Source organism: Ruegeria lacuscaerulensis, assembly GCF_013031245.1.
GTDB classification, from domain to species: domain Bacteria; phylum Pseudomonadota; class Alphaproteobacteria; order Rhodobacterales; family Rhodobacteraceae; genus Ruegeria; species Ruegeria lacuscaerulensis_C.
Genome location: NZ_WPZL01000031.1, coordinates 1 through 24674 on the forward strand (window position 1 = coordinate 1; position 24674 = coordinate 24674).

Consider the following 24674-nt stretch of genomic DNA (forward strand, 5'->3'; position numbering starts at 1 on the left):
ACGACCGCAAAAATCGCCAATAAACTCTTGCAATGCAGGAGCCACCCACAGATGCCGCTCAATGGCTTCGTCGATGCTGCAACGCAGATTAAAAAATCCGGACGTTAGAGGAGTCTGCCGAAAACGCTTCTAACTTAGGCAATAGTTGCATACCGTAACTACAGTATTATTGGCATGAGGTTGGGGCATTTGTTGAGGATTGCGGTCATTGGTGGTGGTACCGCGGGTTATCTCGCCGCCGCGCACTTGACGAAACACTTTCGTGACCTCGTAAATCTGTACCATATCTACGACCCGAGCATTCCTACAATCGGGGTTGGAGAAGGAACCACACCTTCATTAAGATACTGGCTGAAAAATACACTTGGCGTGACAGAAGCCGAGGTCATAGCAAGGTGTGATGCAACGCGAAAATATGGAATTCTGTTCGAAAACTGGGGCCGTCAGAACGCTAAGTTCATGCATCACTTTTTTCCAGTCCGGGATTTGTACGCATACCATATCTCGGCGAGAAAGCTGGTTGAATTGTTAAGCGAACATGTGGTCGCGACGCATATCCACAAGCGTGTCCAAGACATCACCCAAGACGAGATGTCAGCTGAAATCACTTTTGACGACGGTGGTCGCCTGGGCGTAGACTACATAATCGACGCGCGCGGTTTCCCAAAAGATACCGGTGCGTCGCGCATTGAACTCCCTTGGATTCCAACCAATTCAGCTCTCATACGGCGCGGCCCCGTGATCAATGGCGGCACGTTGCAGCATAAGATAAATGGGATGCCCTTTGAGTACACGTCCGCGACCCGTTCGGTTGCACGGCCCCATGGGTGGATTTTTGTCATACCGCTCACAAGCAGAACGTCATACGGGTATATCTACAACAACCAGTTCTCAACGCCTGAGGAAGTTCGCGCAGACTTTGAGGTGTTCCTGGGTGCCAACTGTGCCGATTGCGCACCGGCTGAAAACCATCTGCAATTCCCAAATTTCACCCGCAGGACGTTTTTTGACGGCGTCGTGATGAATATCGGCAATTCCGCTTCATTTTTGGAACCTTTGGAAGCCACTGCGATTGCAATCGCACTTAGCCAGATCAATGCGTTTTCGCGTTGGCCCCTCGGTCGTTTGGCGAATTCGGACAACACTGTCTTATGGCGGCGAAACCGGCACAACGCAGAAGATCTTAAGACATTTAATACGTACCTGCTCAAAACGATCATGCGGATATCGGTATTCGTCGGCTGGCATTATTCGATGGGATCGCGCTTTAAGTCAGAGTTCTGGAGTTACGCGCAAAGTCGCGCAAAAAGTGTTCCCGAAAACCTACCTGTATCCAGTGTTGATCTTAAGACACAATGGAAAAAAGTCACTGATGCGGTAAGTCACCTACCGCATCCGTTTGAAGACCAAATTGATTTCCAGCATGTTTGCGAACCCGGACCCAGACCGAATAGACCGATCTATGGGATGTTTACCCCCGAGAGCTTTGCAGAGGTTGGGCACGGTATTGGTGCTCTATAATCCTTGACCGTAGCGCAGATTGCGTTTCCGATCACGCTGACTGGTCTATGATGGGGCGTTTCTATAGGTTGTCAGCGCTTGGTCTATTTTTAATATATTTAGTTATAAAAAAGGCCACAAACCTGATATATAACCTTCCTGTAAGTTCACGAAGACTTTCACATTCGAATTCATCTCGGCGTTCTTTTTTTGGCGAGATTTGATGGAGAAACCTGACCATGTCTGACGTAGATAAATTTGTTGAAGCAGTCAAAAATGACAAACAGGCGCAGGATAGGATCGCGGCTGCCGGTGATTGGGAAGAAAGCATTAAAATCTCTGTCCAGGTCGCGTCAGAGAAGGGGTACAACCTAACAGAGGACGACGTTCGCAGCCATCTTCACGGTAGCCCAACCGGCGAACTGACAGAGGCCGAGCTTGAAAAAGTGGCCGGCGGTGGTTGGACAAGCAATTGCCATGGTGCCGCAACATGGGATTGCAATAGTTCCTGCTAGTGACGAAATCAGCGTCGAGCGCGGTTAGACTGTCAAATTGGTCGCTCCAGCAATGCCACATTAGGTAACTTGCGCGGGACAGCCAGACGCAGCAATTCATACCCCACGCCGGATGCCCCCTGGAAGAACCCCGGGTTCAATTGTGGTTGTCCGGCAAGCTGCAGCAACCCGTAGTGACCGCGCTGCCTTGCCCGATGCACCACTTTGCCTGCAAGCATATGAGCACGTGAAGTCAGCTCAGGCTGCCCAAGTTTTTCTGCTGCCGACAACAGCAATTCGATGCGGCCAAGATTTCCGCAACACAGACTGTCAAGGACCGCGATTTCGGGCTCTATGGTCGCGACGGCGCGGTCGATATCGATTGTCAGGTAATCATCCATATCCTTGACGAGGCCGATACAGCCAATCCTTCCCAATCCTATGCCCGCTGATCCATTGCACCACTGTTTCAAGAATGGAGGAGCTTCCGCGGAATGCCGGAAGTCCGGCCAATTGTTTTGGTTGCGATCAAATTGATCATTTTCGTATCTAATGGCGCGAAGCCCCGCGTCGCGGAAACCTAGATGTTCTGTTTCAGAGAACAGTGAAAGCAACGCATATGCCGTTCCGGCAGCACCATGAGAGAAACCAGTTAGAGGTCGTGGTGCAAAATTCGTCCAACCCCCACTGGCCTGATCTTGATGGTCGATTAGGTGCTGCCCAAAATCGCTGGCCAGTTTCAGCCAAAGCGCCTCTGCTGTTTGGTGATACATGGCCAAAAGTCCAAGAATGCAACCCGCGCTGCCACCAATAATGTCCAGTTCATCGTCCTGAGAAATCACATCGCGGCTCAACGAGCTTGCAATGTGGTTAGACAGTTCAGGAATATCGCAATCGACCTCTGTCTGCCATTGGTCCAGGCAAGCCAGCGTGTAAAGAATACCGCCAGCACCTACGATACCGGTGCCGTTATTTCGGAAGTACCGCCCCAGGCCATCAAGACGCGCACTCAGGATATCTGAGGCCAGCGGTCGCATAGCCCGGTTCGCATATTCCGCATACTTCGAGTGACCAGTGACATGGGCCAGCGCCGAGAAAAACAATATGGGGCCGCACCGACCGTCGAACAGGCCCATTCCCATCGGTGCAAAATGCCATTGGTCGCTTTCCGACAGATAGTTGAAGCTAAGCCAACCAAAGTCGCCATTTTTATCCAGGACCGCCTTATTGACAAGCTGATCAGCAATTTGCTCGGCTTCGCCGATCAGTTCTCTTTGCATCACGTGCCCCGGTATCTCACATTCGCCGCCGTCTGCGCCCGTGTCGCTGGGGCCTGCGGGTTTGCGGTTCTGAGAGCTGAGGGTGCCGCGAATGATCGCTGTCTGAAATTCTAGGTCTGTATTCGAAAGCCTTTCGCATCTGTTAAGAAGATCCTGATAACCACTTGTTTCGAATGCACCCCTCAGGCTCTCGTTGTCTGGTAATATGAGATCGACGGAATTGCTGACATACTCAAAAACAGGAACATTGAGAGCCGCGATTTCGCGTTCTTCAACGCTGAGAATTGGCCATGTGAAGGGTTTTTCTTTTTCGGTTAAGAACGCCTTAGCGGCTTTTTCAAGGTGCAGATTATACTCCTTGGCATTTGTCAGAGCTTTCGCGCTTCGGCATTGGTCCAGGATCGCGGAGTAAATGCGCGTGTTACGAAATACAAAACGCACATGGCAATTCTCGAATTTCTGCAAAGGTCCGCTAGCGGTGGTGAGTTTGGTCTTTTGCGCGTGCAGCTGCTGGTATGTATGTGCAAAGCCCTTCAGAATATCATCGGCATAGTCTTGCAGTTCCACACTATCATGTTCTGCAAACGGCAGATTTAGTCTGGGCTTTATCACCGCCTCGCCGATACTCCAGCCCATTAGATCGGTATTCACATTCTGAAGAACTTTGTCTTTGAGCGATTTTGGCGGCAGCGAACTGCCTAGACCACTTATATCGACGGTGGCTTGTGTTGCCTTGAAGTACTGCCAATGCGGCAGGATCCCAGTCCTGTTCACCGACTCGCCAAACGCTTGTTCAAGCTTCGAATAAGCCCGGTCCGGCGCGTCACGGTCGGTCTCCCTGAGAGGGGATTGAAGGAGCGTTTCCGTGTCAACGAGCACCAGATGCTCACCAGAAGCGATGAGATTTTCAAAATGACAGTCACTGGCGCCAAGAAGATAAAGGATGCAAAGCAGCGCGCCGGCCTGCTCATAGAACACCTGCCACTGCTCCGGGGTGGAACTGGGCTGGAACTCAACAAACTCCATCCAGCCATAGTCTTCGCGCTTCATTACAAACAAGGTTTTGAATGGGCGTCTCAATGACAGATGGTCATTGCACCAATCCAGGAATTCTTGATAGGCGACTTCCAGACTTAAGTCCTTGGGCTTGTATACAATTTTTTCACCGGTTTCGAATACCGCTATCAGTACCATCCGCCCGCCACGATGAGGGTCGGACAAGCCGGTTTGAACTTGCGTTATACACTTTGGGTCTTCTTGTGCTTGCAGCGTCTTCTGCAATTCGGGCCAATCGCGCTCAACACGTTCCAAAAATTCCGCAGTGCAGTCGATCCACTGAAGAACAACTGTTGCCACCATACGGCCCAAAATCGGGAAGTTCCGTAAGACTTGACACAACCTGTCATCCGACACTTCTCGAATGAAAGCACGATAAAGCTCGTCAGATCTTTCCGAAGGACCGTCGCCGATCAGGCTCGCGAGCGCCTGCATCCCGACCGGACGGTATGAGTTGTATGCTTCCATGAGCGCATGGAAAGAGACGTCACAAAGACCCCGCAGCAAGCCCCGCTCCAAATCTTCGATCGCATCATCTGTGAGGTATTTGTTTCGTCCAACCCTTACCGCCAAATGCCGACGGGCAACCAATATTGCTGGAAACCAGATGTCCTGAAACGGCAGCGGGGTGCTACTTTCCGGAAGTGACCCCAACTCATTCCTGAATTCAGAACTAAACAAACTGTCGCCTGAGCTTTGAATGGCGGCGCAAATCTCCTCCAAAACCGAGAACCACGATGGTTGCCCAATACCCGCGTTTTGTGGCGGATTGAGCGCCCAGAGACCTTGTTCAATAGTTGAGCCGTTCCACTTCAACCGGTCGGTCAGCTTGGACGGAGTGTTGGGATTAAGTGCGTTTTGCCACTCTGCAAGACCATCGCAAGGCATCGATCCAGGTTTAGCTGGTGCATCCTTGAGGCGTTCGTGTACCAGCCAACACTCTCTAAGTATATGCTCGCGCAGCGCATCCGGAATCCCAAAATCTCGGGTAGTTGATAAGTCCTTACTCCGAGTTTTGGGGCGCACATCCATGGAGAACTCCGGTCGGTCTGCTCAAAATGTTTGTTTTGTTGAACGTGTTAGATTAGTGCACCATCACGCCGCAAATATCAAAATTCCTGCGTTTAGGCCAACTGCCGCTTTGCCAAAGAGTAAAACGGCCCCTTGGCGTCCATCAGGCTTTCATAGCCCCCGGTCTCAACGATCCGCCCATCTTCCAAAACGATGATTTTATCCGCGTCACGAATTGTACTCAAGCGATGAGCGATAACCAATCTGGTAGCGTTTATTTTGTCGATGCTTTCTTTTAGCTGAGCCTGAGTGCGGTTGTCTAAAGCGCTTGTTGCTTCGTCAAAAAACACTATCCGTGGTTGTCCGACCAATGCGCGCGCTATCATCAACCTTTGCCTCTGACCTCCGGACAAGGTACCGCCACCTTCAGACACAAAGGTATTAAGACCCATTGGAAAACTCTCGATGTCGTCTGCAAAGGCCGCGCTGCGAGCAGCTTCCATCACATCATCGTCGGAAAGTGCTCTTGCGCCGGCGATATTCTCATAGATCGTTCCAGGTGTGACGCCGATCGATTGCAAAACAGTGCCGATCTGGCGACGCACCAAACGGATATCAAGGCTGGACAGGTCTTGGCTGTCATAAAAAACCGAGCCGGAGGCGGGTTCTTCAAACCCCAACAGCAGTCGCAGCAATGTTGACTTGCCTGCACCTGATGGGCCGACAAGAGCCACATATTCCCCCGCTTCGATTGTTAGGTTGATGTCCTTCAAGACGAAAGGACCATCTGCAGCATACTGGAAGGATACGTTTTTGAGCGTAACCTCTCCGGACAGGCGCCCCGGATCCGAGTCCTTCCGGGCGCTCTCGGTTTGGGATTGAATAATTGGCGCCGCGCGGCGGGCCAAGGGGACAATAACGGCCAATGTGCCAATCGATATGCCAAATGAACTGATTGATGCCACAAACTGACCAAAAGCTGCGTTGAAGGCCGCGAACGCGGACAGGCTGATTGGCTGGGGCCTAACCCCGGCGACCAGGATGGCCCCAAGTATTCCCAGCGTTCCGACAACAGCCAGAAAGGTCGTTTGCAGGACTTGAACGCGACCAATGTGCCAAATGGTGCGCTGTTGGCGCGAGAATACGGTTGCCCATCTCAGAAATGCGCGCTCTTCAGCTGCCGCAATTCTCAGTTTTTCAATGCCACTGAGAAGCCCCAAGGATTGCCCGGTCACCTTACCCTGAATGTCCCGGAATTCTGCTTGTGACCGCAATTGCCTCGTTGCCAAAAAAGTCAGAATTGCAACCGAAACAGCTGCAAAACAGCCACCAAACAAAGCAAGCCGTGTGTCGTAGATCAACATAAGGGCAAAGCTGACAACTGAAAAAGCACCTGTCAGGACAGCCCCGAACACAGAATTGGTCAGACGTCTCCGGGCTTCGTCAACCGCCATCACACGCCGCACTAAATCCCCGGTTTGGTACTGTCGAAAAAACGACAAAGGCAGGCGCAGTAGCCTGTCCCAAATGGCGGCCTGTAAGCGGATATTGACCAAAGTTTCCAGCCGAATGGCCAAGAACGACTGCGTCAAATTCAAGGCGAAAATACCCAATGCACCTGCAGCTAAGAGCACGGCCATTTCACCAAGCAAATGAACTCGCCCATCAGGAATTGCAGTCGAGACAACAACGGCAGTTCCAATTGGAACAACCAATCCGACGATCATGGCAAGAAATGCCGACAACACGATCGCGCGGAGGCCTCCAAAAGAATTGCTCAGCGCAAACTCGGCCATCCCCCCAAACGTAAGTTGATCGGGCAGGCCCGGATACAGCTGATACCCTTCCTGGTTAATCGTCTCAGCATGCTTTTGGTCAATAGGCACCAAGTCTTCCGAATCCGGGTCACGCAAATGGTACTGGCGTTTTGTCCAGATCGCGGCGGCGAAACGGCCTGTTTTTTTGGATCGCACAAGAAGCGGAGGACCTTCCTGCCGCCACCAGGCCCCGTCCAATGCCACGCTGCGAAACCTGAAACCTGAAACGATCGCGAGATGCTGCAACAAATCGGGGACGTGGTCACTTGCGGGCAAGTTGGGTGATTCAGGCAGATGAAACCCTTCTATGGCACCGATTGCGGAAACCGCAGAGATGATGTTGTCATCCTTTTCCGCCCCGCCGCGCGTTGCGACGGGTTCGCTGGAAATTGAAGACAACCTCCGATAGGCGGTTTCCAGTTCGCCGGACACTACATCTCACCTTCCGTTACCAGTTCGAAATATTCTCCCTTCAGGGCCATGAGTTCTGCATGCGTACCGCGTTCCGCGACCCGTCCTTTGTCCAAAACGATAATCTGATCGCAATCTCGAATTGTGCTCAACCTGTGCGCAATAACGAGGCAGGTCGTTTTCCGCCGCCGTAGCGACTCCATAATCTTCAATTCGGTTTGTGGATCGAGGGCAGAAGTGGCCTCATCGAGGATCAGAAGTTTGGGTGAGCGGACCAGAGCGCGTGCGATCTCAATCCTTTGCCGTTCGCCGCCGCTGAAGTTTCTTCCTTTTTCTTCGACAGGTGCGTCAAAGCTTTCCGCGCGCGCAGAAACGACATCAAAAAGCTGGGCATCCTGAATTGCCGAAACCAGGTTTTCCTGAAGAATTTCAGGATCCCAGAGCGAAATATTCCCCCGCAGAGTGCCTTCAAACAAAACGATCTTCTGATCGACCGAACCAATGAGAACAGATAGGCTGGCGCGGTCAAACGACGTGATGGGCCTGCCATTTACTTGAATACAACCAGACCAAGGCTGGTATAAGCCAGATGCTAGTTTTGCGACCGTGGTTTTTCCGCTGCCGGATCGACCGACCAAAGCCACCCATTCGCCTTCGTTCATCTCCAAATTGAAATCTTCGATCAAAGCTGGGTCTCGCGGATTATAGCCAAATCGCAATCCATCCAGTTTCAGCGCCGCCGTTTGGTTGGCATCGATCGTATCGGTTTGTCGTTCCTCGTGCCGCCAATCGACCGCATGGTCGGTAATATCATTCAGCCGTATTAGCCCGGCCGCGACCTGCTGAGTGAGGCCGGATGCGTCAACAACGCGCTGAACTGAAACTGCCAGCACCGCAAACAGCGCCTGGAACGCAATAAAACCGCCCAGCGAAAGAGCCGAGTTCATCACGCGTTGCCCCCCAATCCAAAGCGCCAGAGCCACGGTGACCGTGGTGATTAACTGGGGGGCAATTGCGGTTGCCTGATCGAGGCGCGACAGTCGCTGTTCGGTATTTACCGCACGCGCGTGATATCCTGCCCATTTGCCAAAAAAGTCGTCTTCTGCACCGCTTATCTTCAGCGTTTCGATATTCGAGATTCCGTTGACCGATGCCGAAAACAATTTGCCCTGTTCGACGCTCAACCTGATTGAGGTTTCAAGTCGAACAGCGCGCAAAAACCGCAGCAGCATGACATTCAAACTGGCACCGCTGATCGCAATGAGCGCCAATAACTGATCAAGCATCATCATGAGGACAAACAGGATGGATGCCGTAAAGATGTTGATTGCCGCAGTTCCGATTTGTTCGGTGCTGGTCAGAGCAAGCGATTGGATGCTGGAAACGCGACTTACCAAGTCGCCCATAAATCTGAGTTCAAAGAATTGGGAAGGCAATCGAAGCAAGTGCCAGAAACACTCGGCAGACTTTTTCAGTGCCAAATGTGTTTGAATTCTCAATATTGTAGCATTCATCACCCAGCTCAGCGTGCCTTGGAAAATGGCGGCTAGCACCAAAGCGAATATCAGAGGTCTAAGCCAACTGTCTTGCTGTCCGAGAAGGACGTCGTCGACGAAGATTCCAGCAAAATTGGGGACCGCGTATCCCGGAACTACCAGAAGCAAACCGATCAAAAGTATGAACATCATCTGAAGGCGATAATTCAACGAAAGCCCAAGCAGTTGCCGGATCGGTTGGGGTCGTTTCCCGCCCGTTTTAAAACCTTCGCCCGGCTCGATATACAAGGCAATCCCGGAATATGACTTCTCAAAATCCGACCGCGTTACGGTCCGGTGTCCGATACCGGGATCATTCAGAAATGCATGTGTTTTATCTGCGCCTTCCAGAACGACAAAATGGTTGAAATTCCAGAACAGTATAGCGGGAAAAGAACCTGACAGAACGTCGCCAGCAGGTTTCTTGAAGCCATGGGCATCACAGCCCAAAACCTTTGCAGCATGAACAATGTTCCCGGCATTGCTGCCGTCGCGAGAAACACCGCAAACCAATCGAAGCGAATCCAGGGTCTCAAATCGCTGAAAATAGGCCAGAACCATCGCAAGGCTGGCGGCCCCGCATTCAACAGCTTCCATCTGCAGAACGGTTGGTGTCCGCACGCGGCGCTTTGAAAGCCTGCTTGGATTTTTGTTTTTCCAGGCTGGCAAATCTAAGACCCTATCAAAGCCCGTAAAGCTGGTATCACCAACGCAATAGGAGGTTTCTCGTCCAAAATGATATCAACCTCCGCGAGAGTTCCCAGATTAATTCGAAAAGGTGGCCCTTGCCCCGTCCACCATTCAAAACCACTCGGCGAATCTGTGTTTTGGACCAAGCTGATGCGCGCCAGATACTCTTCTCCGCTGGACACCATCCGGTCGGCCAGCTGCTCATTTCTCAATATGCTGTTAACCTCTTTTTCGGATACGGGAACTTGCGAAATGAATGACACCGTGCCGCGCATTGTTCCAAAATTGGCCCTTGTGACGGATGATGGGATGACGTGAGCCTGCATTCCGACTTTCACGCGGCGCGCATATTGCGGCTGTAGAAACGCGATCACCTCGGTGCCATCGCCGCCTTGTGCAACTGTCATGATGACTGTGGTTGCCGAAACGTTTTCGCCCTCTGCGACTCTGATCTCCTGCACTTCACCATCGTCTGGAACGTGAACGGATTTTCCCGTGTCTCTGGTCGATTGGAGTTGTGATAATTTCCGTTTCGCCGAATTCAACGACTGGGCGGACTTGTCTATTTCGACCGACACATCGATTTTCAAATCTTCCAGTGCCTGTTTTGCGTCAGCCAATGTTGAGTTCAAGTCGGCCAATTGGACTGTCGAACTTATGTACGAAGACCAATCTTCAAGAATCTCGTTTCGTGTGGTCAGTCCGCGTTTCTCGATCTCCTGAATATCCTTGATTAGATCATCGATTAGCGCTCGGTCTTTTTTGAGTTCTTCGATCGAACCGGAGTAAGTCGTTTGGAGCGTTTTGAACGCCTCTTCATGCGCCGAGATCTCCCCTTGGCGCCTTTTTACCAACGCATCATGCAGTGTTTCTTGTTCAGTTACCGCCGCTGTGGCTTCTGCGATCTGAATGTCCAAGGTGGGCTGGCTGAGGCGTGCGACCACATCCTTGGACTTTACGTTGTCGCCAACTGAAACCCCAATTTCCTCAATGCGCCCATCTGCGCCACTTTGAACAACTGTGACCACTTCGCCTTCGCGAACGATTATGCCACTGCCAATCGCTTTGGTTGGAATCGTGCCATACAGAGCCCAAAACGAAACCACCAGCGCACACCCTAAGAGGCAAAAGAACGAAAAAAGGTAGGCGCGAGGGATAAGGACTATCCGCACATCCAGGTAATCTTGTGTTCGCCAGTTTCCCTTCATGGTGAGCCTCTCAATTAACCTTGAGCAGGTGTCCGATTGCGTCCACGTTACCAGCCAAACAAAATTGGTCTAAGCTATTTATGCGAAACTCTTTCATGAAGTTTCTGATTGGGCTTAGTGCTTCTGCATACGGGTTGTTCCAATCAAGCGGATTTGTTCTAGCTGTTCGCACCCACCCTGAATTCTGTCGCGGCCTTCTGTTGAAGGGTTGTGTCGCGAATATTTGGAGAGACACGAAACGTCCGCTCACCAGCCTCAGCAAGGCCGGTAGAGTTGTCCTATATGCCGCCCCAAATTGACACCACGCGGCAAGAGCGGTCCGTGTCAGCATAATTGTGTCTCGGGTGGCGAGAGATCGCTCCTGGTGAAAGTGGTTGTGGACGGAGAAAAAAACGGCAACGAATTTCCACAAACTTCGCAAGTCCTCGACGCCTGCGAACTTATAGATCGAGGACAAACCGGTCATCCGAGCGTGAGTACTAAAGGTCTGGATTACCTTTGACGCGTACGAGTCACGGTTTTAGTGCTTCGTCGAAACTTCCTACGCGGGTAATCCGCAGGTATGCTGAACGAATTGATGCATGGTGCCGGTTGTATCTAAACGGAGACTAAATGGTGTTGTTCGACCGACGTGGCTTTGTTTTCTGTTGTGTGGCGATGTTGGCCTCATGGGGCGGGTTGCGCCTGCATGCTGCCCCGAGCATTGATGACGATGGCTTTCTGGCATTATCAAAAAAGCTTTTGCAGCGCGAAGACCTGGACCCAGACGCCGCTACGAAGTTTTTGCAAGGTTTTTTGGCAATCGGGGATGGTGAGGCCCTGCATGCTCTTGCAGAGGGCCAATCGCAACCGGAGCTTGAGGAAAGGATACTCATGGCGTGGTACACGGGACTCTCCCCCGATCCCTCAATTCCCGAAGCGGTGACCTACGGTTCTGCTCTGGTGTGGCAAGCCATGACCTATACAAAAGCACCCGGGTTCTGCGCTGTTGAAGATTGGAGCGAGGCACCTGCTCTGTAAGCGCACAATAAAGGAGAAGCCCCGTCGCTACCTCAGTCAATATCGAAGCGGACATTTTGGTCATCGGTTCTGGCGTAGCCGGCGCGCTCACCGCGTCTGAACTGGCGTTACAAGGCCTGCGCGTAGTAATTTTTGAAACAGGTCCGCGTGTGGAACGCGGTGAGGCTTACGACAAGTTTTTGCGCGCTGCCGTGAAAGACCTGGCTAGCCCTTATCCCGCGGATACGGCCCCATCCTACAAAAACGCTGCGGGGCAAGAAACGATTTATCGCCAGACCGGCCCGCAACCTTTCCTGTCCGACTATCTCAAGGCAGTTGGCGGCACAACTTGGCATTGGTTAGGCAGCATACCAAGATTTCTGCCGCAGGACTTTAAGCTCCGCACGACCTATGGCTTGGGAGAGGATTGGCCGCTCAGTTACGAGGCATTGGAGCCCTATTATGGATGGGCGGAGCGCGAATTAGGAGCGTCCGGCGACAGTGATAACGATCGCGGATCGCCGCGCTCCACCCCATACCCTATGCCACCAATCCCACAATCTTACCTTGACCAGAAAGTCGCCGCAGCACTGACGGGCAGCCGCTATGAGTTTTCGGCCGTGCCACAGGCCCGTAATTCCATCTTTCATGACGACCGGCCCGCCTGTTGTGGAAGTGCGTCCTGTATCCCGCTTTGTCCTATCCAAGCGAAGTATGATGCCACGGTCCATACCGCCAAAGCCGAAGCCGCCGGTGCGGTCCTTTTCCCTGAAACTACGGCGACTATGCTTCATCTTGATGAAGCTGGGATCATCAAATCGGTCGAATATCGACGTTCTGATGGTACCAGCGGCCACGCGCGTCCGAAGATTGTCGTTCTGGCTGCCAACGGCATTGAAACACCAAGGCTGATGCTGAATTCTGCGCAGGAGCGTGCCCCCGGCGGGCTGGCCAACTCATCTGATCAGGTCGGTCGAAACCTGATGGACCATCCGGTGAAACTTAGCTGGGCCATAGCGCCAGAGCCCGTGTGGCCATTTCGAGGTCCGCTCATCACCTCAACGTGTGACGCCTTGAGAGATGGGTCGTTTCGCTCCGATCACGCCGCGCTTTTGATTGAAATCGGCAACCAGGGTCAGGCTTGGTCCAAGCACGCGCCCTTCTCAAATGTGAAGCATCTAATAGCCAAAGGGTTGCGGGGCGCAGCGTTGGATCAAGCAATCTTTGACGTAACTTCGCGACAGATCGAAGTATCTTCCATGGTCGAACAGCTTCCGCTCTCGGAAAATCGTGTAACCTTGGATTCGGGCCGCCATGACGAAAACGGTGTGCCCGAAGTCAGTATCTTTTTCAGCATCGACGCCTACACCGCAGCCGGGCTTAAAGCGGCCGAGGCTGCGCATACAGATATCTTTAGCGCGATGAGCGCGTCCGAAATTGGCCATGATCCCGTGGCAAGAGGTGCGGGCCACATTATGGGTACGGTGCGGATGGGAAGTGACCCAAAGACGGCCGTATTGGACGAGAACTTGCGCAGCTTCGATACCACTAATCTTTTTGTTGTGGGTTCTGCTGTTTTTCCCTCTGGTGGCACAGCCAACCCGACATTAACTATCGCGGCCTTGGCGCTTCGGGCATCGGAAGCCATTTCGGCACAACTGGCGCAATTGGATTAGGGTCGACCCGCCAAGACGCATTGAACCTGTTCGCCCAAGATTTTTTCCTAGTCTGGATAAACAACGGTGAAAATACGGGCGATGTCCTGAGAGGGCCTTGGGCTGCGGAGAACTAACGGCACGACTTCTGTCGCGCCAGTCATGAAATGAATGCTTGCCACCTCAAGCAACAGATAGCAACAAAACGATAGCTGTTGGTTTTCCTGAGCAATGCCGGTTTCTGATTGATCATGTCCAATGCCGGCTTTGGACTTATTTCGTTGAGAATCTCGCGCCTGTTTCAATCGTAAGACGCTGATTCAATTCTTCCTTTAAGGATGGATTCCCAATGATGGGGTCGAAGCAGGAAGCGCCGGCGGCATTGTTCTACAAGTTCTCGCTCGAAGGACACGTTCCCCAGAACCACCTGCTTCGGTCGATTGATCGCGTCGTCGCCAACGGGTACGGGCTATGGTTTTGGTGATATTCTGTCTTCGTCACAATCGGGCGTTCATTTGTACGCCACGACTGCGCGTGTGATACCGGTTAGCGAAAAAGTTTCAAACCGTTTGAAGCCGATCTCTCGCGCCCAAGTTTCGAACTCCGCAGCGCTAAAATCAAAGGCGCGGTCGCCGAACTCCATCAACATGGTCAGAGACATGAACGACCCATAGGTGTTTTCACGCCGTGCGTCGTCGATGAGGGCTTCAATCACGACAAAGGCACCGCCAGGCTGAAGTGTCTCATATGCCTTTTGGATCAGGTGACGTTTCTGCTCCAGATCCCAATCGTGCAGAATCATGCCCATGGTGATCACATCGGCAGGTGGAAAAGGATCCTGGAAAAAGTCGCCAGACACACATGTTATGCGGTGTTCAAGATTATCTTCCACCACGCGTCTCTGAGCGATCGCAGTAACTTCAGGCAGATCGAACGAAGCACATGTTAGGTGATCGTGCGCCCTGGCAAACAGACGCGAAAGCAGCGCGTCCGCACCACCGATATATGTCACGCTTTGATAGTTTTCAAATGGAAAGGCCCGCGCCATTTCTGTAAAGGCATGCAGCGACGATCCGTTCATGGCCGCCATGAAGGCTTCTAGCCGCGCGGGTTCGGCGTAAAGCGTTTCAAAGAAACCGGTTTCCTGGGATTTGCTTTCGTTCTGAGCTTCGCCCGTCTGCGCGGCTTCAAAGATCGTATCCCAATATCGATAGTTGCGCTTGTCCCAAAACTCCAGGATACCGCCAATGTATCCGGGTTTGGCGGGATCAAGGTATGTCGCTGTTTCGTCGGTATTGCTGTAAACGGCGCTCCGCCCATCGCCTGTACGGTTGAGAAGTTTCACCGAGACGAGCAAATCCAACATATCCATAGCCGGGCGTTCCCGCAGGTTATAAGCCGCGCGGACCTCGGACAACGTCATGCCACCTTGCGCCAACCGGCCGAATAGACCAGCCCCGGTTGCTGCCAGCAAAACTCGCGACACACCATAACCCGATGCAACGTTCATAATGTGATCAAGTGTCGGTTTGGTCATTCTTGCCTCTCAACGGTGGGTTCTTGGCCAAGCCAAGAGCCGTCCGTGACACACCAGTGAACATTGCTATAACGTAAGGGTGCACATTCCAGTTTCCAACGCCCAAACGGATCAAACAGGTTGGCCCTTCTGCAAGGAAGCAGAAAACCACAAAGCGTGTGAACGATATCCGATTTGCGTCCAGATCGAATGTTGGTCAAACATGACAACATCAATTTAACGGACCAAGTTGCTCGCATGCGAAGCCGTCTTGCTGTGATCCTGATGGCCGATGTGGTCGAATACAAGCCAGAAATGGTGCCTGGCCAGGCGGGCGCTATCGGATTGATCCGTGAACGACGTAGATATGTACTGCGCCGGAATAAACACTACCGCGAGCCTTCAGCCTGGAAGATACTGCACTCTCGAATGTAAATGACCGCTTTCACAGTTTGGAGGAGTTGCTCTCGCAGATGCAGCGAACGTCCGCTGCCCGCCCTTCGTGCCCAGCCCCCTACCCTTCTCGGTCCAACTTTAGCCAATAGCGTGTGTACCGGAGTTCGCCCGTTCGGGTCAGAGCTCCCTTCTCTACCAGGTCCTGCAGATCCCGTGTCGCAGTGGCGCGCGACGTCCCTGTAATCGAGATATATTTCTCGGCACTTAATCCCCCTTTGAACCCTTCCGGTCCAGCTTTGAACAAACGTGCGATAACTTTGCTTTGCCGGGCGTTGAACTGATCACGATACCGGTCATAGAAGTGCGTCTTGGCAATAAAGAAGCCGACCCGCTCAAGAGTCACCTGCTGCGCTGTAAGGACAGTCTCTGCAAACCAGATAAGCCATGGTGTCACGTCCAGCGTCTTTTGATGACGTTCGAGCTGATCATAATATGCCTTCCGCTCTCGCTCGATAGTGAAAGCAAGTGCAATCAGACTCGGCTGACCAATGTTTTGTGCCAGGGACTTTTCAGCCAGCGCCCTACCCAACCGGCCATTGCCGTCTTCAAAGGGGTGAATGCTCTCGAAATACAGATGGCTCAATCCGGCCCGCATCAGCGCGCGCAATGGTTCGGGACCATCCGGTGCGGTCCGATTGAACCAGGTTACGAACTGGTCCATTTCAGCCGGAACTTGACGTGAAGGTGGCGCTTCGAAATGTACCGTTGGTCGATCCAGTCTGCCTGAGACGATTTGCATCGCATCCTCATGGCTCCGGTATGATCCAATCGATTCCAGATGCCTGTCATGGGACAGAAGCATGTCATGCCACTGAAACAGGGTGTCGTGTGACAGTGGTTCCGAATAGTTGGAATAAACGTCCACCATCATTTCGGAAACGCCCTGCTCGCGCGGTTTGGACGGATAGCTGTCGGGAACCAGTCCAAGATGTCGGCGCAAGGAAGATTGCACGCTGAGACGATCCAGCATCTCACCTTCGATCGCGCTGGTCTTCATCGCCTCTTCGCTTAGCAGGTCGATACGCAATTGATCTCGATCCGATGTGTTCACATGATGAACAGTTCCAAGAACTTCCCCTGAGGACAACAGGAACTGTTGCTCGTATGGTTCGAGTCTTGCGGCGTCGTAGCGAAAGGTCGGCCAGTCAGGGTTCTGCCAGTTCCACATCGTGAGGTATAAGTTCCCTTTCTATAGCTCACTATTTATGTCTGCGTGATTTATAGAGGTCAATCCTATTGCTCATCTTTTTCAAACCAATCGATCCAATCATCGATTGGACGTGTAATCTGAAATCGGTAAATCTCATCCTGTTTCACCAGATTTACGTAGCATTGGATGTCTGCGAGAGCATTGCCTTTGGAGACAAATCTCCCTTTTCGATTTTAGCCAGCAACGAAATCAGGTAAGCCCCTGGAGACTGTATGTTCTCAGCACGTTGAAAGATGTATCCGAGAACGATGAAACGAATAGCTGGGCCAAACGTTGACTTCATTGCATACCAGGTTTGGCCAAGCCGAAGATACTCGGCGATATCATCCATAAGCCGATCACAGTGGTGCTGATCTTTCGCAAAGCGTAGTTCTGAGCATAGCCGTGGAAAACTGCGTTCCATTTGTTCTGGAGAAACCTGAATCTGAGAAAGTTTTTCTTTCTTAACTTCCGGATTCAAAGAGTCCTCTTTGTGCCCCTCAATTTCATTGTCACTGTCCCTCAAATTTTCTGTATCTGCCTGTGTTATCTCAGAGATTTCCACAGAGATTTCAGCCAGCAGTTTGCTGAGTACATTTGCATCTGGTTTGCGACGCAGAGCATTGCGTACGGTGGTCATCAAATCAGAGATCGCGGTGTCATTTGCTACGAGGTCCCTAAGGCGCGCCAGAGCGGCGGAAACCTTGTCGCGGAGTAAAGTGAACTCCAGAACTCGATCAGCATGCCTCTGGGCTTCCTGGATGAACTCAGCGTGCCGTTCAGACAAAGGCATCAAGGAGAGCCCAGTTGCGGTGACCACCCTGCCCTGTCGGTTCCGACGTGCCCAACGTTTACCGTTTGCGCTCATGACGCGACGGATAAGTCCAAGCTCAACTAGCGTCGAAATATGACGCTCAACAGTCTGCACGCTGACATGCGTTCGTTTGGCGATCGCTGCGTTGGAAGCGAAGCAGATGTGATGATCATCCTGGTCCGCAGCAATCTGATCACCGCCCACAAAGGAAATCATTGTTCTCAGGACATTGAGAGTTGTGGATTTTAACCCAAGAGGCTCTCTGGCTTCTTCAACGGCGCGAAGAAGCATCCATTTTTTGAGCGTACTACTCCCCTGCCCTGCCGTTGCCGACAAGGTTGCCCCATTTGGAGCCAATGCTGTTAGAGTTTTCATGATTATCTATTGGCAGACAAAAATTACCCGTTCGCTCAAGAGCGTTTTTTCTTGTGTGGCGATTCGGGTGCTGCTAGATTCTAGGTGTCTAATCTAAGAATTGCGCTTTGCGCAGCAGCCCTCGAAGCTCCGGTTTCGGGGGTTTTGTTTGTTTGCCTTCCTCCTTTCTGCTCGTCCTCAGTTCTTTTTTTCGGCGTTTACAGCTGTAAACTCAGCGTGTGAGCGCTTAATGATTTCAGCCATGTTTTTGTCCAACCAGCTAGCGAAGCCAGCGTTAGCTCCGGTCCTTTTGACCGAAACAGTTAGTGATCCGTTGGTGGATTTGATTGTAACACCTTCGATTGGGCTGACTTCGGCCGCACCTTCTCTTTGTCGTGCACCACGTTTGGCAGCTGCTTTTAGGAGCATTTCCAGCCGATCATCTGACAACACCGGTGGCTCAATGGTTGCAAGAAGATTTGCCGCTTCATCTTCTGCTAGCTTGCCTGCAACGAAGTGCTCTGCAAGCGCGGTCCATTTTGGGCGGCCTGATTTTGGGGCTGCGCCGATCATGTCACCAATCTTTGCAGGAACATGTTGCGTTATCTTTGTCAGGTGGGACAGCCCCGACTTCGAAACGTTCAATACTTGCCGCACCGTTGCAGTGTCATGCCCGGAATTGAGGATCGCCTCGGCGAAACGTGCTTTCTCGTAGAAGGAAAGATTGCGCCTCGCAGCATTCTCAAGCCCTTTGGCGAGAAGCGCTGAAGCATCGTCGATATCCTGAACATTAGCGCGGACTTTAATGCCGAGTTCACGACAGGCTTTGAGCCTCCTCCGCCCATAAATTGCCTCGTATCGACCGTCGTATTTCGATTTTCTGACAAGAATGGGAACTTGTTGGCCACCGTCTTGTATGCTCGACATCAAGCTTTCAAAACTATCGTCTTCTTCGTCAGTGTTTACAGCTGTAAACTCACCTAGCCTATCGGCTGGCCCCCAATCGTCGATCAGAGCAGGGTCAATTTCCCTGATTGCGGCAAGAGAGCCCTGAAGCGCACCAAGAGCGGGAGCATTGGGTTTTGGGGCCTTATCCATGGCCTTGGGGCTAGAGCGCGCGATGGTGTTTGCTATCCCCGACATTTCCTGAAGCGATTTTCTAGCCATTAGCTGCGTCCCCATGCTTGATGGATCATTTGCTCTACCTCAGAGCCGATCGCATCCATTGAGTTCTTTGCCCGATCATAAGTTGCGCGTGTCATCTCCGACCGCACGACTTCGTAAATTGATTGTTTGAGCATTGTGGCGTCACTGATTGCAGTGCTTTTGAGGGCCGTGGCTGACATAACGCGATCCTGAAACAGTGCTCGCATGAAAGAAGCCAGTTGTTGAGACGGAACGTCTGTCGGCTCGTCACGCGTTATTAGGAATTTGAAATTGTCGTATTCGAGTGTGGCGCCGGCATCTTCAATGACTGCCATGTAAGCCCCAGCGAGTTCGAGAAATTGAGCCGTCGAAGACACGTCCAGCATTGAAGGTGTCAGTGGCACAAGCAATGAACTGGCGGCGGCCATCCCTGCTATAGTCAAGAATCCAAGTTGAGGTGGGCTATCAATCAGAACAAGGTCAAAATCGCCTTCTACCTGGGCCAGGGCATTTCGTATTCTCGTAAAGAACGGATGGTCCGGGTTGGAGTGAACGGCAGATTCTGTCTCAAATTCGGAAAGAACAAGCCGTGACGGAGCCACAGAGAGACCTGGGAAGTATGTCGGAAGCACGACGTCCGCCATATCTACCGGATCTTCATATCGAATAGCATCGTAAATCGTCAGCCCGTCAAACTCTATTTCCGGGCTTATGCCGCACATGGATGTAAGAGAGCCTTGAGGATCCAGGTCAACGGCCAATACACGGTAACCGCGAAGCGCAAAATAATGAGCCAAGTGAATTGTTGTGGTGCTCTTGCTGCTGCCGCCTTTGAAGTTCATCAACTGCCAGACTTGGAGCTTTTCTCCTTCAGTCCGGCGAGGGACATAGCGCCCTTTTTTGCGTGAGGTTTTCTCAAGCGTTTCGCGAGCCTCCCAGAGTTCTTGGGCAGTATAGTAACGCCGACCGCTGCGTACGTCATTCGGTTCAGGAATCGTTCCCTCTGCGTGGACTTTGCGCATGAATTGACCTGAGACTCCTAAGAGTTCAGCAGCTTCTGGCGCTGCAAAGTTTCGCAGTGATTTGGTGTTGTCGGGGGCAAATGCAGCAAGTAGATGTTCCCGGATAGCCGAGTTTAATCTCTCAGATATTTCCGTGGCGAGTGCCGATGGTCTTTCTGCCGCAAGTGGTGTCACGGGAATCATGTAGTTGCCTCAAATTAAAGAATGTGGTCATTTTTGCGCCACTTGAGACAAACAGCCGTGATTCATTGCGCTAAGTCAAGGATTTTCGCCTATATTGTAGGTTTTCCAACGCGGAGGACTACATACGCTTAGCATCAGAGCAGGGTGGTTTACAGTTGTAAACTCGGTTGAGCGGGATCATGGGTTCTTTCAGTCGATGAAGTTCTAACGTAGGCATGCGAAGGCATTCCTGTAAAACTCCTCCCTAAGCTCCGCTTTGAGTAGAAAACCTCTAGTTTGAAATTGGAGTGAAGGCCGAACGGCATGTGGCGCAAATCGCGCAATTGGGAAGGGCAGGGAGCTAGTTGAGCTGATTGGTCAAATTCTCTCGCCAACAAACTCGTTACTGAGTTTTCCGCGATATCGACGTCGCAACAGTACTTCTGCGCCAGTACGGGAGGACGATGCTGTGAGAAGGGCATGGCGGCCAAGGTCAGATACCCCGAGCGCAGCCCGTGCGGAGAGGCAAATCCCGCGGACACTCCGGCTAGAGTCAGCCGCTGGCCGATAGCCCAAGAAATGGCATACAGGGAGAGACGGGGTTTAGAGTACTGTGTGCCTTTAAGTTACGACGGAACAGGGAACCGCCCTCGATCCAGTGCAACTGTGCTTGCGCGGCGCGGCTTTTGGCGCAAGTCTCTGCTGTCGTTGGATTCATATGGGAGCACAGACACGATCCGTGTGTTCATTTCCCTTTGGCGTCGATAGAACCAGCTTGCTCGAATTTGCGATAATGGGCTCCTCAATCGTTGAACCGACTGTCTCGTTGGCATATATTGCCAAAGAGGAGGCTTAAGCCATGGTAACCCGCAATGTCGTACTTACAGAATCGCAGGATCAATTGGTGCAGAACCTGGTTGCATCCGGTCGCTATCAGAACGCTAGTGAGGCGTTGCGTGCGGGCCTTCGTCTTCTGGAGCGGGAAGAAGCGGGGCTGGTATCTCTCAAACAAGGCCTGCAGGAGGGTGTGGCCCAGGCTCAGGCTGGAGATCTGGCAGAGGGCAGCGGTTCGGATGCGATCCGTCGTGCCTTTGCAAGGGCACGAACCGAAGCGTGACCAGACCCTTTCGACTGACACGCCGCGCCGAAGCCAGCCTAGTGGAAATTGCCCGATGGACCATCGACAAGTTTGGACCGCATCAAGCCGATCTTTATGAACAAGAACTGATAGCGCGCTGTCAGGCCATCACGGAGGGCAGGGTGGCCAGCCGCAGCTGTTCTCTATTGGTCGAGGAGTCGGTAGATCTCAGATATGTGCGGGCAGGGGAGCATTTCCTCGTCTACCTGGACCAGCCGGAAAGTGTGATCATAGTCGATATCCTGCATTCCCGTTGTGATCTGCCGCGACATGTTTCCGCACTGGCCACGTTAACGGATGCGGCAGAGGGCAAGACATAGGTGCGAAAGCCAGCGTATCTGTCAGGCTGGGATTTCTTTGATCACTCAGTAAATGCTCACCCCAACAAATCCGCTGCCGGGTTTTCAGCGATATCGACATCGTCATAGTATTTCTGCGCCTGCGCCATGGAGCGGTGCAGGGACAGGCGCATGGCGGCCTGGATCGGGGCGCCGTCCAGGGCGGCTTGGGTCAGGAACCCGGAGCGCAGCCCGTGCGGCGAAGCAAAGCCTTCGGGCAGTCCGGCAAGCTTCAGCCGGTGCCGAACGATCTGCGCAATCGCATCCGGGCTGAGGCAGCGTTTCAGCACCCGATCCGCTTTGGAGATCGGCCGGAACAGAGGGCCGTCACTGATCTCACCCATCTCGATCCAGTGCACCAGTGCTTGTGCAGCGCGCCCTTTCAGGACCAGCCGGGGCGTCTCACCCTTTTGCGTGGTCTTAGTCTCCAGCAGCGAGATCCAGAGCACGCCCTTTTTGTCGAATTCCTTCAGCGATACATCTTCCTGCATCAGCCCGGCGATTTCGGAGCGCCGTCGGCCGCCTGAGGCCCAACCCAGCATCAATAGCGCCCGGTCGCGGCAATCCCGTCGGCTACCCCGACAGGTGGCCAGCAGCTGTTCCAGCACGTCACGGGTGATCGGGTGTTGTGATTTCGGGGCCGGGCAGGCCAGCGACTTGCGCAGTCCCTGCGTGATCAGCGCCTCTGCCACCTGTCGCGCAGGGTCCTCGGGCGGGGCATCTCCGAGATCGCGCGCGTGATCGAGAATGAAGGCCAGCGCAGTGGCCTCGGATTCCGGCCAGTCCAGCGTCGTTGTGAACCGCGCGGATTTCCAGGCGGTGACATAGATCAAATCCCGTTCATAGGCACGCAACGTGTTTTCCGGTGTGCCGCGTACATAGAGGTCGGTGAGCGCCTCTTGATCCGTTTCCGAGAGGGCAGGGGCAGCGGCGGGAAGATATGGGGCGGGGGGCTTCATGAGCATCATTCTGCGCTGCTTTTGCGCCTAAATCAATCACACCTGATAAGCGATACTTATCGGAGCTAATGGCGTTTTTAAGATGTGACAAAAGTAACGAGCAAAAATGTCGAATTATGCGCGTAAGGTGGGTAGGGGCGGTTGCTGTATAGCAAAATCCAGAGCTACGAACTCTACCAATCCGGAAAACGTGTCGTGAAATAGCTGGGGAGCCGGACTGTGAACAGCCGCTGCAGCATGGATCTCAATGAAATGCCCACTGTTATTTTCGCGGGGCTTCCATCCTTTGGAGAATAGCCAATCGCTTGTCGTGTTTCGGTGATATCCCAGCGCATACCTGGGTTATCTGACATCAGGTTCAGGGCTGCGAAGGAAATATCCTTGGCATCTATTGCGGCGCGCATTCCGTTTAGAAAGTCCCGATCACTCAACCACATTTCCTGACCCCACCGGCCCATCGCCATGTGTGTGCCGGGTTGGTTGTCATGAGTCCATTGTGTCCAGCCGATGCGTAAGCAGATGACCGACAGTCCGTGATGCTCGGCGAAGTAGGCCCCTGTCCGTTCACAGAACAGCTTGGACATGCCGTAGGCGTTTACTGGACCTGGTGGTGTCGTGCTGTTGAGAACGTCGTGCGTGAACCTTTTGTCGCCGTGGACCCAATTGGAGCTGGCAAGAACTACCCGGCTGACGCCCATGGCTGCCGCATGGTGATAGAGTGAAAGCGTTGCATCCATATTGTGTTTGATCGCGGAGGCCCAGGTGGCGGAGGGCTCTCGGTCACCAGCTAGATGCACGATAACGTCCACTCCCTTAAGCAAACTGACCCAACTGCTGTCGTCGGACAGGTCTGCGGTGTGAATGTCGGGGTGATCAACGGGGCGAATGTCGATGCCAGAAACAGTGTAGTCGGGGTCGCGTTCTAGCGCGTCGAAAAGTTTGCGGCCGAGATGCCCGCCAGCGCCAGTAATCAAGACATGCATGACAGGAACTCCTTGTTGTTTGTGAGTCCCAATGGCATTTGGGATGCATCCTCATCCGCCAAGACGCGGAACGTCTGCCGAAAACTCAGCGTTTCATTTGGTGCGAGATTGCGTGCCGGGGAGTGCCACTCCGCTTCGCAATAGGCGTAATCGCCTGAATTAAAGGCCTCAAACGGATAGTCGTGTGCAAATTGATCGCTCAGTTGCGGTTCTAGCACTGAGCACATCAGCAAGGGAGCATTATGGCCGCAGCGCACCAGTGTACGACCGTTGGGGTTCGGTAGCCCGACCTTGAATTCCTGCTGTCTGTTGCAATCCACGACAATGCCATTGCCGTGCGTAGCTATCATCCCTTCGGCAGAGCCAAAAACAGGATGAAATGCAGGGTCTTCCAATTCGACACCGATCTTGGTGGGGGTGTTAAGCATCATGACTGACCAAATGCCGGTCAGTCGCGACGAGGTCCCATGGTTGACCACGATGTGTTCTATATGCCAGCTCTCCGCGGATGTCAGTGTGATGCGGCGCGACACCGACAAGTGCGAAGTCGGGCATATTGCGCTGGTTATGTCTATATGAGTGCTGCTTCTTGACGTGATCTGGTAAGCGCCGCTGTCCAACACGGGAAACGGAGCGCCGTTTACCCAGGATGCATCCGGTGCGATCCAAGTCTTCTCGCCGCCCCAGAGTGGAAAACCAAATTGTGGAGAGCGTGTGGGCAGATCATTAAGCCGTGTGTCATCGACCTCCAACCCGATGAGATCTGCGTTTTGAAATAGGAGGGAGCGCCCTTGGAAGTTTACATCCCATAAGCGGCCCCCGATGCCGGGCAGGAGTGTCAGCCGCAGATCGCTTTGCTGCAGGTGAAGAACGCTCCATCTGTCCGACATGTACCCCCTCCTATCGGTTTCCCGGCGCGACAGAATGCACCGGGACAATCC

The 24674-nt window shown here is 52.8% G+C and carries 20 protein-coding genes; 8 read left to right on the forward strand and 12 right to left on the reverse strand.

The genetic code is table 11. From position 1 onward, the window contains the following. Window positions 1-192 precede the first annotated feature (192 nt). Together GOX66_RS21485 and GOX66_RS21490 are read left to right on the forward strand one after the other, a co-directional pair. Entirely contained in the window at window positions 193-1521 is a 1329-nt protein-coding gene (locus GOX66_RS21485) for a tryptophan 7-halogenase (protein WP_170765347.1), read from the forward strand. A gap of 218 nt (window positions 1522-1739) precedes the next feature. Then, window positions 1740-2015: a Nif11-like leader peptide family RiPP precursor gene (locus tag GOX66_RS21490; RefSeq protein WP_170765349.1), complete on the forward strand. Its 276-nt coding sequence runs from the start codon at window positions 1740-1742 to the stop codon at window positions 2013-2015. Window positions 2016-2047: 32 nt separating this feature from the next. Here GOX66_RS21490 and GOX66_RS21495 read toward each other — a convergent pair whose 3' ends face one another. The 4 genes from GOX66_RS21495 to GOX66_RS21510 all read right to left on the reverse strand — a co-directional run bounded on the left by GOX66_RS21495 (window position 2048) and on the right by GOX66_RS21510 (window position 11002). Further along, entirely contained in the window at window positions 2048-5362 is a 3315-nt protein-coding gene (locus tag GOX66_RS21495; RefSeq protein ID WP_170765351.1) for a type 2 lanthipeptide synthetase LanM family protein, read from the reverse strand. A gap of 92 nt (window positions 5363-5454) precedes the next feature. After that, entirely contained in the window at window positions 5455-7590 is a 2136-nt protein-coding gene (locus GOX66_RS21500) for an NHLP bacteriocin export ABC transporter permease/ATPase subunit (RefSeq protein WP_170765352.1), read from the reverse strand. Further along, the gene (locus tag GOX66_RS21505) at window positions 7590-9725 is read right to left on the reverse strand and encodes an NHLP family bacteriocin export ABC transporter peptidase/permease/ATPase subunit (protein WP_170765354.1); all 2136 of its coding nucleotides are present in this window, start codon (window positions 9723-9725) and stop codon (window positions 7590-7592) included. The genes GOX66_RS21500 and GOX66_RS21505 overlap by 1 nt, the downstream gene beginning before the upstream one ends. 50 nt (window positions 9726-9775) lie before the next feature. Further along, the gene (locus tag GOX66_RS21510; RefSeq protein WP_170765356.1) at window positions 9776-11002 is read right to left on the reverse strand and encodes an NHLP bacteriocin system secretion protein; all 1227 of its coding nucleotides are present in this window, start codon (window positions 11000-11002) and stop codon (window positions 9776-9778) included. Window positions 11003-11614: 612 nt separating this feature from the next. Here GOX66_RS21510 and GOX66_RS21515 point away from each other — a divergent pair. The 3 genes from GOX66_RS21515 (at window position 11615) to GOX66_RS26090 (ending at window position 14140) form a co-directional block, all read left to right on the forward strand. Further along, window positions 11615-12022 (forward strand): sugar dehydrogenase complex small subunit, encoded by a 408-nt coding sequence (locus GOX66_RS21515; protein WP_237212717.1) that lies wholly within the window; start codon window positions 11615-11617, stop codon window positions 12020-12022. A 56-nt stretch (window positions 12023-12078) separates the two neighbouring features. Then, on the forward strand, window positions 12079-13677 hold the full coding sequence (locus tag GOX66_RS21520) for a GMC family oxidoreductase (protein WP_174822818.1): 1599 nt from the start codon (window positions 12079-12081) through the stop codon (window positions 13675-13677). A gap of 328 nt (window positions 13678-14005) precedes the next feature. Next, complete coding sequence (locus GOX66_RS26090) at window positions 14006-14140, forward strand: hypothetical protein (protein WP_272871543.1); 135 nt, start codon at window positions 14006-14008, stop codon at window positions 14138-14140. Between the two features lie 27 nt (window positions 14141-14167). Here GOX66_RS26090 and GOX66_RS21525 read toward each other — a convergent pair whose 3' ends face one another. Further along, entirely contained in the window at window positions 14168-15193 is a 1026-nt protein-coding gene (locus GOX66_RS21525) for a methyltransferase (RefSeq protein ID WP_170765358.1), read from the reverse strand. A 237-nt stretch (window positions 15194-15430) separates the two neighbouring features. Between GOX66_RS21525 and GOX66_RS21530 the strand changes: the two genes are divergently transcribed. Further along, window positions 15431-15607 (forward strand): hypothetical protein, encoded by a 177-nt coding sequence (locus GOX66_RS21530; RefSeq protein WP_170765360.1) that lies wholly within the window; start codon window positions 15431-15433, stop codon window positions 15605-15607. Between the two features lie 79 nt (window positions 15608-15686). Here GOX66_RS21530 and GOX66_RS21535 read toward each other — a convergent pair whose 3' ends face one another. The 4 genes from GOX66_RS21535 to repA all read right to left on the reverse strand — a co-directional run bounded on the left by GOX66_RS21535 (window position 15687) and on the right by repA (window position 20336). Continuing rightward, on the reverse strand, window positions 15687-16796 hold the full coding sequence (locus GOX66_RS21535; RefSeq protein WP_170765362.1) for a Fic family protein: 1110 nt from the start codon (window positions 16794-16796) through the stop codon (window positions 15687-15689). A gap of 154 nt (window positions 16797-16950) precedes the next feature. Continuing rightward, a complete protein-coding gene (locus tag GOX66_RS21540) occupies window positions 16951-18006 on the reverse strand; it encodes a helix-turn-helix domain-containing protein (protein ID WP_170765364.1) in 1056 nt (351 codons plus the stop codon). A gap of 177 nt (window positions 18007-18183) precedes the next feature. Beyond that, the gene (gene repB / locus GOX66_RS21545; RefSeq protein WP_170765365.1) at window positions 18184-19152 is read right to left on the reverse strand and encodes a plasmid partitioning protein RepB; all 969 of its coding nucleotides are present in this window, start codon (window positions 19150-19152) and stop codon (window positions 18184-18186) included. Then, window positions 19152-20336, reverse strand: a complete 1185-nt coding sequence (gene repA / locus GOX66_RS21550; protein WP_170765366.1) for a plasmid partitioning protein RepA — start codon at window positions 20334-20336, stop codon at window positions 19152-19154. The genes repB and repA overlap by 1 nt, the downstream gene beginning before the upstream one ends. 838 nt (window positions 20337-21174) lie before the next feature. Between repA and GOX66_RS21555 the strand changes: the two genes are divergently transcribed. After that, the gene (locus tag GOX66_RS21555) at window positions 21175-21432 is read left to right on the forward strand and encodes a type II toxin-antitoxin system ParD family antitoxin (protein ID WP_170765368.1); all 258 of its coding nucleotides are present in this window, start codon (window positions 21175-21177) and stop codon (window positions 21430-21432) included. Continuing rightward, complete coding sequence (locus tag GOX66_RS21560; protein ID WP_170765371.1) at window positions 21429-21773, forward strand: type II toxin-antitoxin system RelE/ParE family toxin; 345 nt, start codon at window positions 21429-21431, stop codon at window positions 21771-21773. Before GOX66_RS21555 ends, GOX66_RS21560 begins: the two co-directional genes overlap by 4 nt. Window positions 21774-21829: 56 nt before the next feature. On the opposite strand, the gene GOX66_RS21565 is transcribed toward GOX66_RS21560, so the two are convergent. The 3 genes from GOX66_RS21565 to GOX66_RS21575 form a co-directional block, all read right to left on the reverse strand. Beyond that, the gene (locus GOX66_RS21565) at window positions 21830-22750 is read right to left on the reverse strand and encodes a tyrosine-type recombinase/integrase (protein ID WP_170765372.1); all 921 of its coding nucleotides are present in this window, start codon (window positions 22748-22750) and stop codon (window positions 21830-21832) included. A 173-nt stretch (window positions 22751-22923) separates the two neighbouring features. Beyond that, window positions 22924-23733: an NAD-dependent epimerase/dehydratase family protein gene (locus GOX66_RS21570; RefSeq protein WP_170765374.1), complete on the reverse strand. Its 810-nt coding sequence runs from the start codon at window positions 23731-23733 to the stop codon at window positions 22924-22926. Beyond that, the gene (locus GOX66_RS21575; protein WP_170765376.1) at window positions 23721-24623 is read right to left on the reverse strand and encodes a hypothetical protein; all 903 of its coding nucleotides are present in this window, start codon (window positions 24621-24623) and stop codon (window positions 23721-23723) included. Before GOX66_RS21575 ends, GOX66_RS21570 begins: the two co-directional genes overlap by 13 nt. Window positions 24624-24674 lie beyond the last annotated feature (51 nt).